The sequence below is a fragment of the Micromonospora sp. DT44 genome (assembly GCF_049841635.1).
In the GTDB taxonomy this organism is placed as follows: Bacteria; Actinomycetota; Actinomycetes; order Mycobacteriales; family Micromonosporaceae; genus Micromonospora.
In genome coordinates this window covers 1-8,808 of the sequence record NZ_JBNCKS010000002.1, presented here as the reverse complement: position 1 = coordinate 8,808, position 8,808 = coordinate 1, and the positions used below count along the sequence as shown (strand labels likewise).

The following is an 8,808-nucleotide window of genomic DNA, read 5'->3' as shown; positions in this document are numbered from 1 at the left end:
TGGCCTCGCCGTCCCGGTCTGGCCTCGCCGTCCCCGGTCTTGCTCTTTGCTGTCCCGTTCGGGTCCCGCCGTCCGGTCTGGCCCCGCCGTCCGGGTCCCGGTCTGGCCCCACATCCCGGCCCCGCGCCCGCCCTAACCCGGTGATCAAGAGGTTTGCGTCACCAAAACCCCGATTTCTGACGCAAACCTCTTGATCACCGCGGTCGCCGCCGGGTCGGCGCCCCGATCCACGCGTCGACCTTGATCACCGGCGTCGCCGCCGGGTCGGCGCCCCGATCCCGGCGTCGATCATGAAGTTATTGCCCGGACACGCCGGGTGAGGAGGCAATAACTTCATGATCAACAGGGGTGGGCCGGGTGGGCCGGGTGGGCCGGCTAGGCCGGGTGGGCCGGGTGGGCGGGGGAGGGCCTGGCTGGGGTGGGTTAGGGGTGGGGGGTGAAGGGGGTGGTTAGGTGGGGGGTGGCCAGCAGGGTGGGGTTTGCCGTGGTCAGGGTGGTTTCCCGGGAGCGGCGGGCTTCGTCGGGGTCTTCCTCGTGGGCGTACGCCAGCGTGGGGTCGACCAGTTGCACCGTGTGGACCAGGAGATCGCCGGTGATCAGCAGGCGCTCGTCGGCCACCGTCACGAGCACCGACTGGTGGCCGGGGGTGTGTCCGGGGGTGGACAGCAGTCGTACCCCCGGGGTGAGGTCTGTCTCGCCGTCGACCACCCGGAGCTGGCCGGCGGCGCGCAGCGGCGCGATCAGGCCGGCCGGCAGTTCGGGGTTGAGCGCCTCGGCGGCGTTCACCTCGGCGCGCTGTAGCAGGTAGCTCGCGTTCGGGAAGTACGGCCGGCCGGGTGTGCCGGTGACCGCCCAGCCGATGTGGTCGCTGTGCAGGTGGGTCAGTACGACCGTTTCGACGTCGGTGGGGTCGATGCCGGCGGCGGCCAGTTCGGCGGGTAGCCGGCCGGGCACCGGCGCCCAGCTCGCGGCGGGCGCGTCGGTCGGGCCGATTCCGGCGTCGACCAGGGTCACCGGTCCGTCGCCGGAGCGCATCGCGAAGCTGCGGAACGGCAGCCACCATTGGCCGTCCGCGGTGACCGAACCGGGGTCGCGGCGGTCGGCTTCCGCCCAGTGCGCGGCCGTGGCGTGCGGAAATGCCTCGTCGCGGGGCTGGAAGAACGCGCCCTCTCCGTCGGTGAGCGCGGTGATCGTGATAGACCCGAGAGTGCGGCTCAGTGGCATCGCGCGATCGTGTCAGGGAACTGCTGTGCCGTGCAGCCCCAGTTTCACCGGTCGGCCGAGGCCGGCTGGGGGCTGCCGGCCCAATTGCAGTACGCTCGTACTGCTTGAGCACGTGTCCCCCGAGAGGAGCGCCGGCCGATGGCGAAGATCAAGGTAAACAACCCGGTCGTGGAGCTCGACGGCGACGAGATGACCCGGATCATCTGGAAGCAGATCCGCGAGCAGCTGATCCTGCCCTACCTCGACGTCGACCTGCACTACTACGACCTGTCGATCCAGTACCGCGACGAGACCGACGACCAGGTCACCATTGACGCCGCCAACGCCATCAAGGAGCACGGCGTCGGCGTCAAGTGCGCGACCATCACCCCGGACGAGGCCCGGGTCGAGGAGTTCGGCCTGAAGAAGATGTGGCGGTCGCCCAACGGCACCATCCGCAACATCCTCGGCGGCGTCGTCTTCCGTGAGCCGATCATCATGTCCAACGTGCCGCGCCTGGTCCCCGGCTGGACCAAGCCGATCATCATCGGCCGGCACGCCCACGGTGACCAGTACAAGGCCACCGACTTCGTCGTCCCCGGCCCGGGCACGGTGACCATCACCTACACGCCGGCCGACGGCGGCACGCCGATGGAGATGGAGGTCGCCAACTTCCCCGGCGGCGGCATCGCCATGGGCATGTACAACTACGACGAGTCGATCCGGGACTTCGCCCGCGCCTCGTTCCGGTACGGCCTGGACCGCAACTACCCGGTCTACATGTCGACCAAGAACACCATCCTCAAGGCGTACGACGGCCGGTTCAAGGACATCTTCGCCGAGGTGTTCGAGTCCGAGTTCAAGGCGGAGTTCGACGCCGCTGGCCTGACCTACGAGCACCGGCTCATCGACGACATGGTCGCCGCCGCGCTCAAGTGGGAGGGCGGGTACGTCTGGGCCTGCAAGAACTACGACGGTGACGTTCAGTCCGACACCGTCGCGCAGGGCTTCGGCTCGCTGGGCCTGATGACCTCGGTGCTGCTCTCCCCGGACGGTCGTACCGTCGAGGCCGAGGCGGCGCACGGCACGGTCACCCGGCACTACCGGCAGTACCAGAAGGGCGAGAAGACCTCGACGAACCCGATCGCGTCGATCTACGCCTGGACCCGGGGCCTGGCCCACCGGGGCAAGCTGGACGGCACCCCGGCGGTCACCGAGTTCGCCAACACCCTGGAGCAGGTCATCATCGACACCGTCGAGGGCGGCCAGATGACCAAGGACCTCGCGCTGCTCATCTCGCGCGACGCCCCGTGGCTAACCACCGACGAGTTCATGAACGCGCTCGACGAGAACCTGGCCCGCCGGCTCTCCGCCTGATTCGACAGCACCAGCACCGGAGCCCGTCGGCACCCGCCGGCGGGCTCCGCTGTGTCCGGCGGGCGACACGCGTGCGGCGTCACTCCGGCCCGGCGCGCCTCGTTGACCAGGGTGGACGAGATGCCAGTCGCGTCCAGAAGGTTGACCGAGGTCGACCGCGGTCTGCGTGCCGATCTGCCAGCCTTCCCGGCTGTGTCGCGCACAGCCAGCCGTCCCTTCCCTGCGGGGGGCCCTGTCCCGGGCCCCCCGCGCCCTGTTTCCCGGCCCCTCACGGTCGAGCAGGGCCCCCGGCCCTCACGGTCGAGCAGGGCCCCCGCCCCCCGCCCTCACGGTCGAGCAGGGCGCCCGGCCCTCACGGTTGAGCAGGCGGCCGACGGGCCCGGTCAGGCGGCGCGGAGCAGTTCGGCGGCGCGTTCGGGGGAGATGTCGTTGATGAAGACGCCCATCCCCGACTCGGAACCGGCCAGGTACTTCAGCTTGTCCTTGGCCCGCCGGATGCTGAACAGCTGAAGGTGCAGGTGGCCCAGTTCGCGGTCGATGCGCACGGGCGCCTGGTGCCACGCCGCGATGTAGGGCATCGGCATGTCGAACAGCCCGTCGAAGCGGCGCAGCAGATCCAGGTAGAGCGGCCCGAAGGCGTCCCGCTCGCTGTCGTCGAGGGCCGGGATGTCCGGCACCACGCGCCGTGGCGCGACGTGCACCTCGAACGGCCAGCGGGCCGCCGCCGGCACGAACGCCGTCCAGTGCTCGTTCTCGGTGACGACCCGGTCGCCGGCTGCGCGTTCGGCGGCCAGCACGTCCGCGTACAGGTTGCCCCCGCCGGTGCGCTTGGCGTGCCGGCGTGCCGCGGCCAGCAACGCCCGGGTGCGCGGCGTCACGAAGGGGTACGCGTAGATCTGCCCGTGTGGGTGGTGCAGCGTGACGCCGATCTCGACACCCCGGTTCTCGAAGCAGAAGACCTGCTCCACCCCGGGCAGTTCGCCGAGCACCTCGGTCCGGTCGGCGAGCGCGTCCAGCACCGTGCGGACGCGGCGCGGCGGGAGGCTGGCGAAGGAGGCGTTGTGGTCCGAGGTGAAGCAGACCACCTCGCACCGCCCGAGGCCCGGCCGGACCGACGTGAACGGGGTGATCTCGCCGGGCTCGTCGGCGACCCGGCCGCTCAGCGACGGGAACCGGTTCTCGAAGACCACCACGTCGTAGTCGGGCGCGGGGATCTCGGTCAGTCGGTCGCCCACCGACGGGTCGAGCGGGCACTCGTTCGCCGGTGGCAGGAAGATGCGGGTCTGCCGGTGCACGGCCACCGCCACCCACTCGTCGGTCAGCGGGTCGTAGCGCAGTTGCGACGCGGGTGGCGGCGGCGGCAGGTCACGGCGGTCCGGCTGGTCGCGGACGGCGTCGTCGTTCTCGTCGAAGTAGATCAGTTCCCGGCCATCGGCCAGGTTGATCGCGGTGCGCTTCACGGCGCCGTCTCCTCACTTGTCGGCGTGCGCGTCGCGCGGCCCGCCCTCGTCGCCTTAACCATGATCAGTTGACCCACCTGTTCGCCGAGTACCCGTCGCGCGGTCGGAGGCAACGCCTCGTCGCTGACCAGTACGTGGGCTGCCGCCAGCTCGACGATCGAGGAGATGCCGACCGTGCCCCACTTCGTGTGGTCGGCGAGCACCACCAGCTGGTCCGCTGCGGCGACCAGCGCCCGGTCGATCTCTGCTTCCATCAGGTTCGGGGTGGTGAAGCCGGCCCGCTCGGTGATGCCGTGGACGCCCAGGAAGAGCAGATCGAGGTGCAGCCGGCGGACGGCCCCGACCGCGAGCGGTCCGACCAGCGCGTCCGACGGCGTCCGCACGCCGCCGGTGAGCACCACCGTCTGGTCGGACCGGCCGCCGGCGTGCAGGATCTCGGCTACCGGCAGTGAGTTGGTCACCACGGTCAGGCCGGGAACCTCCACCAGCCTGCGGGCCAGTTCGGCGGTGGTGGTGCCGGCGGAGAGGGCGACCGCCGCGCCGGGCCGGACCAGCGCCGCCGCCCGGTCCGCGATGGCGGCCTTCTCCGCTAGCTGCTGAACGGACTTGGCGTGGAAGCCCGGCTCGTCGGTCGAGCTGGTGCCGGCCGCGGTCGCTCCGCCGTGCACCTTGGCCAGCAGGCCGCGCTCGTGCAGCGCCTCCAGATCGCGCCGGATGGTCATGTCGGAGACGCCGAACTCGGTCGCCAGGTCGCTCACCCGGACACCGCCGGTGGCGCGGACCCGATCGAGGATGGCCGACTGCCGCTGCCGTGCGAGCATCCGCCGTGCCTCCCAGGGTCCACGTACTCTCACGCGGTCGAACGTGTTTCAACAAAGATGAACACTAGCGCGTGCCCGGAACCGGCGGAAGGAAAGGGGGTGGGGCGACGGTCAGGCGGACTGGATCTTCAACTCCACCCAGCCGGTCTCGGTCAGGTGATCCAGTACGGCCTGCACCGCCTCCGCGATGCTCACGCGGGAGGTGTCCAGCACCAGGTCCGCGTCCGTCGGCTCCTCGTACGGGTCGTCGATGCCGGTCATCCCGGTCAGCAGACCGGCGCGGGCCCGCGCGTACAGGCCCTTGCGGTCCCGTTGCTCGCACACCTCGAGCGGTGTCGCGACGTGCACCAGCACGAAGCCCGCCCCGGCGGCCAGGGCCATCTCCCGTGCCGTCGCACGGGCCGCCGCGTACGGAGCGATCGGGCAACAGATGCCCATCCCGTGGTGCCGGGCGATCTCGGCCGCCACCCACCCGATCCGGCGGACGTTGAGGTCCCGGTCGGTCTTGCTGAAGCTCAACCCGGCGGAGAGTTCGCGGCGTACCACGTCGCCGTCGAGGAGGGTCACCGACCGGTCGCCGTTCTCCCGCAACGCGTCCGCCAGCCCTCGGGCGATGGTGGACTTGCCGGAGCCGGAGAGGCCGGTCAGGAACACCACGAGCCCCCGGTGCCGGCGCGGCGGCCGAGCCCGGGCCAACTCCTTCGCGACCGCCGGAGGGGTGTGCCACTCGGGCAGGGGGAAGCCGCGGTCGAGCAGGTCGTCGATCTCGTCCTGGGTGAGCGCGAGACGCCGGTTACGCGGCGGGATGTCCTCCCGCCAGCGCCACTGCCCGTCCCGGTTGTCGTACGCCAGCTCACGCGGCACCAGCACCCGCAGCCCGGCGCCGGAGAGCATGTCCCCGGTCGAGAGCAGGTGGGTGACCCCGTACGCGGCGGAGACGCGGGCCCGCAGCAGCGCGTCGCTGATCTCGTCGCGGCGGTGCGACAGCGGCACGGCCACCAGGGTGGCCGGGGGCATCCGGTCTCGGGCGGCGAAGATCGTACGCACCAGCGCCTCCGGTGCGAGCCCACCGACACCGCCCTCGCCGACCGGAATCATCACCAGCAGGTGGGCGGCCAGGGTACGGGCGGCGTGCGCGATCTGGGCCAGCTGTGGCCGGTGCAGCGGACGGTCGGCGATGACTCCGAGCACCCGGCCCGGGGGAAGCAGCGCCCGAACCTCCTCGGGGCTGCGTCGCAACCGCTGGAACGGGCCCTGGGCGCCGTCGCCGAGCCGACGGAGCGGGCCACCCAGGCCCGCGACGCCCTCGCGCACCGGCCAGACGTCCGTCACGTGAAGGGCGGCGGCCGGCGCGCCCTCGGCGTCGGTCAGCACCAGCGCCCGACGGGCCTCATCGCGCGGGTCGAAGCCCTGTGCCAGCGCGGCCGGCACCTGCAGGGTCACCGGCACCTGCCACGGCGTGCCGTCGGCCAGCCGGCCGCGCCGACTCACCGACACCAGGTCGGCACGGGTCATGAAGCCGGTCAGGGGGGCGTACGCGCCGGTCAGAAGCAGCTCCAGATCCGCGAGCTCACCGGGACGCGGCGCGTACGCCGGCGCGTCCCGGAGCACCTCGTCGGGCAGCACCCAGCCGTTGCTCATCCACACCCCCCACTCGCTGACGGCACACAGTTTCGCAGCCGACCGCCGATCGGTCGAGGCCGCCACTCCACGACCCGAGCGGTCGGGTCAGCGACGGACCCGGCGCCCCACCGCCGACCGCAGCCAGTTCCAGACCTTCCGCTCGTCCCGGATCCTCGGCGTCGCGCCGTCGGCCGGGCAGATGAAGAGCACTGGCAGCCGCGCGTCCTCGGTCCATCCGGCGTTGGTGATCCGTGCCTTGAGGAACCAGCTACCTCGCGTACGACCGCCGTTGAGGGCCCGGAAGTCGATCGTGGTGGTGGCGCGGTGCACCAGGTGGACGGTGTCGGCGCCGCCGGGCGTGGCGACCCGCTCGACCTGGAACTTCACCGGCAGGAAGATCTCGTCACCGGTCTCCCGGCGGCGGGCGACCACGTCCAGGCGAGCCTTGCGGACCTGCGCGGTGGAGTCGAGCACGTCGGAGGGGATCTCGTCGACCGGGAGCACCAGCACGTCGCGTTCGCCGTCGGCGCGGAAGCCGATCGGCTGGTGCGCGGAGCGCAGCTCGGCGGCCACGTTCACCGTGACGGCGTGCTCGTCCGGCTCCAGCGCGTCGATCCTGGTGTGCCCGGCGATGCCCGACTCCCACTTGGCCAGCCGCCGCAGTTCCGCGACCCGCCCCCGCTCGACCAGGTACGCCACGGCCCGTTGCATCGGCGGCAGGCCAGCCGCGACCCCGGGGGCGAACCGCTCCTGGATGATCTTCTGGGCCTCGGCGGCGACCTGCTCCACCCAGTCCTCGGGAGCGTCCAGGAGCCGCTTGCCGCGCAGCCGGTTGAGCATTTCGTTGCGCAGCCACCGCCGGTGCAGCCGGTCGCGCAGCGGCCCCGGCTCGGTGTGGGCGGTGACGACGTCGAGCGCGTCGCGCACGCTCGCGAAGTAGCTCGCCGGCTCCAGCCGGGCCGCGGTGACGTTCTTGGCATCGGGCCGCTGGGTGTGGTGGTAGCAGGTGTAGTCGGACAGCACGCAGGTGCGGCGGGACGCGAAGTAGGCGCGTACGACGAGCGAATGGTCCTCGAGCCGCCGCTTACCGCCCTCCGGGAACCGGAGCTTGTGCTCGTCGAGGAAGGCGCGGCGGAACAGCTTGTGACAGGTCAGGCTGTCGATCAGCGGTGCGTTCTCCAGGGTGGCGTCGAAGCGGTTCTTGCGGAACAGCTCCCGGGGCACACCGCGCCCGTGCCCGGCCATCTTCCCGATCACCAGGTCCGCGTCGTACTTCTTCGCGCAGTCGTAGAGCCGTTCCAGCGCCTGGTCGGCGAACCAGTCGTCGTCGTCGGCGAAGAACACGTACTCGCCTCGGGCCCGCTCGATGCCGATGTTGCGCGGGCGCGACGGCCAGCCGGAGTTCTCGATGTGCACCACCTGGATGTGCGGGTGCTTGGCGGCCAGCCGGTCCAGCCGCGCGCCGGTGCCATCGGTCGACCCGTCGTCGACGAAGATCGCCTCGAACTCGTCGGCTGGTAGCGACTGGCTCAGCAGCGAGGCCACCAGCTTCTCGATGTGCGGGCCGCAGTTGTACGCGGGCACCACGACACTGACCTTGGGGACGCCAACCTCGACCATCACGATCCTTCCCGCGTCGGCGGTCGAATATCCCCCGGAACACTGCCCGGTGAACGGGAAGTGAATCGTGCCACCCCGGAGTGGACTTTCCGGCGGCGGGGTCTGGGTGAGCGCAGGACCGGCGCAAACGTTCACTTAACCTGCGACCGCCCGCACGGAACAGACCCTAGGTGACTGGTGTTAAACGGCGGTTGACCGGGTTCTGGTCGACCGCCGTTATCGCGTGGGTGGTGTCGGTTCGGTGCGTTGGCTCGAGGGTGTGGGGTGCGGGAACCGTTGCTGGGGTGGCGGTGTGGGCCGTTCAGGGTGTTTGCCGGGTGGGGTCAGTTGGGGCCTGTGGTCTTCAGGCGGGGCCGGGGGTCCGGCCGTGTTGGCGGGTGTGGGTGAGGCCGAGGGTGGCGGGTCTGGTGAGGTTGATCGCGGCGGCGAGGAGTGTGAAGTCGGCGGCGATGCGGTGTCGGCCGCGCATTCGGGCGCGTCGTCCGCCGTGGCGGCGGCGCATGAGGTGGGCGATCTTGCGTTCGACTTTGGGTCGGGTGGCCCGGTAGTCGGCCTGCCAGCCGGGATCTTGTTGGCGGGTGCGGGCCGCGGTGAGGTGGGCTTCGTGGTGGCCGATCGTGATGCTGCGGCCGGTCTTGGAGTCGGTGCACTGCCCGCGTAGCGGGCAGGTGATGCAGGCGGTGCCGAAGTCGGCTTTGCCGGCG

General features: G+C 71.3%; 7 protein-coding genes. 1 reads left to right on the top strand and 6 read right to left on the bottom strand.

The features are described 5' to 3' along the window. Positions 1-423: 423 nt before the first annotated feature. Positions 424-1,224, bottom strand: a complete 801-nt coding sequence (locus ACLQ25_RS01335; protein WP_425728333.1) for an MBL fold metallo-hydrolase — start codon at positions 1,222-1,224, stop codon at positions 424-426. A 138-nt stretch (positions 1,225-1,362) separates the two neighbouring features. Between ACLQ25_RS01335 and ACLQ25_RS01330 the strand changes: the two genes are divergently transcribed. Continuing rightward, positions 1,363-2,580 carry an NADP-dependent isocitrate dehydrogenase gene (locus tag ACLQ25_RS01330; protein ID WP_355050649.1) on the top strand — a complete coding sequence of 406 codons (1,218 nt, stop codon included), beginning with the start codon at positions 1,363-1,365 and terminating at the stop codon, positions 2,578-2,580. A 383-nt stretch (positions 2,581-2,963) separates the two neighbouring features. Here ACLQ25_RS01330 and galT read toward each other — a convergent pair whose 3' ends face one another. The 5 genes from galT to ACLQ25_RS01305 all read right to left on the bottom strand — a co-directional run. Further along, positions 2,964-4,040 (bottom strand): galactose-1-phosphate uridylyltransferase, encoded by a 1,077-nt coding sequence (gene galT / locus ACLQ25_RS01325; protein WP_425728331.1) that lies wholly within the window; start codon positions 4,038-4,040, stop codon positions 2,964-2,966. Continuing rightward, positions 4,037-4,861, bottom strand: coding sequence for a DeoR/GlpR family DNA-binding transcription regulator (locus tag ACLQ25_RS01320; protein ID WP_425728626.1), 825 nt, complete (start codon positions 4,859-4,861; stop codon positions 4,037-4,039). The genes galT and ACLQ25_RS01320 overlap by 4 nt, the downstream gene beginning before the upstream one ends. A 111-nt stretch (positions 4,862-4,972) precedes the next feature. Continuing rightward, positions 4,973-6,502 (bottom strand): adenylyl-sulfate kinase, encoded by a 1,530-nt coding sequence (gene cysC, locus ACLQ25_RS01315; protein ID WP_425728329.1) that lies wholly within the window; start codon positions 6,500-6,502, stop codon positions 4,973-4,975. An 87-nt stretch (positions 6,503-6,589) separates the two neighbouring features. Continuing rightward, positions 6,590-8,104 (bottom strand): glycosyltransferase family 2 protein, encoded by a 1,515-nt coding sequence (locus tag ACLQ25_RS01310; RefSeq protein ID WP_425728327.1) that lies wholly within the window; start codon positions 8,102-8,104, stop codon positions 6,590-6,592. A gap of 343 nt (positions 8,105-8,447) precedes the next feature. Next, a partial coding sequence (locus ACLQ25_RS01305) for a transposase (protein ID WP_425728325.1) occupies positions 8,448-8,808 on the bottom strand: 361 nt, incomplete at its 5' end.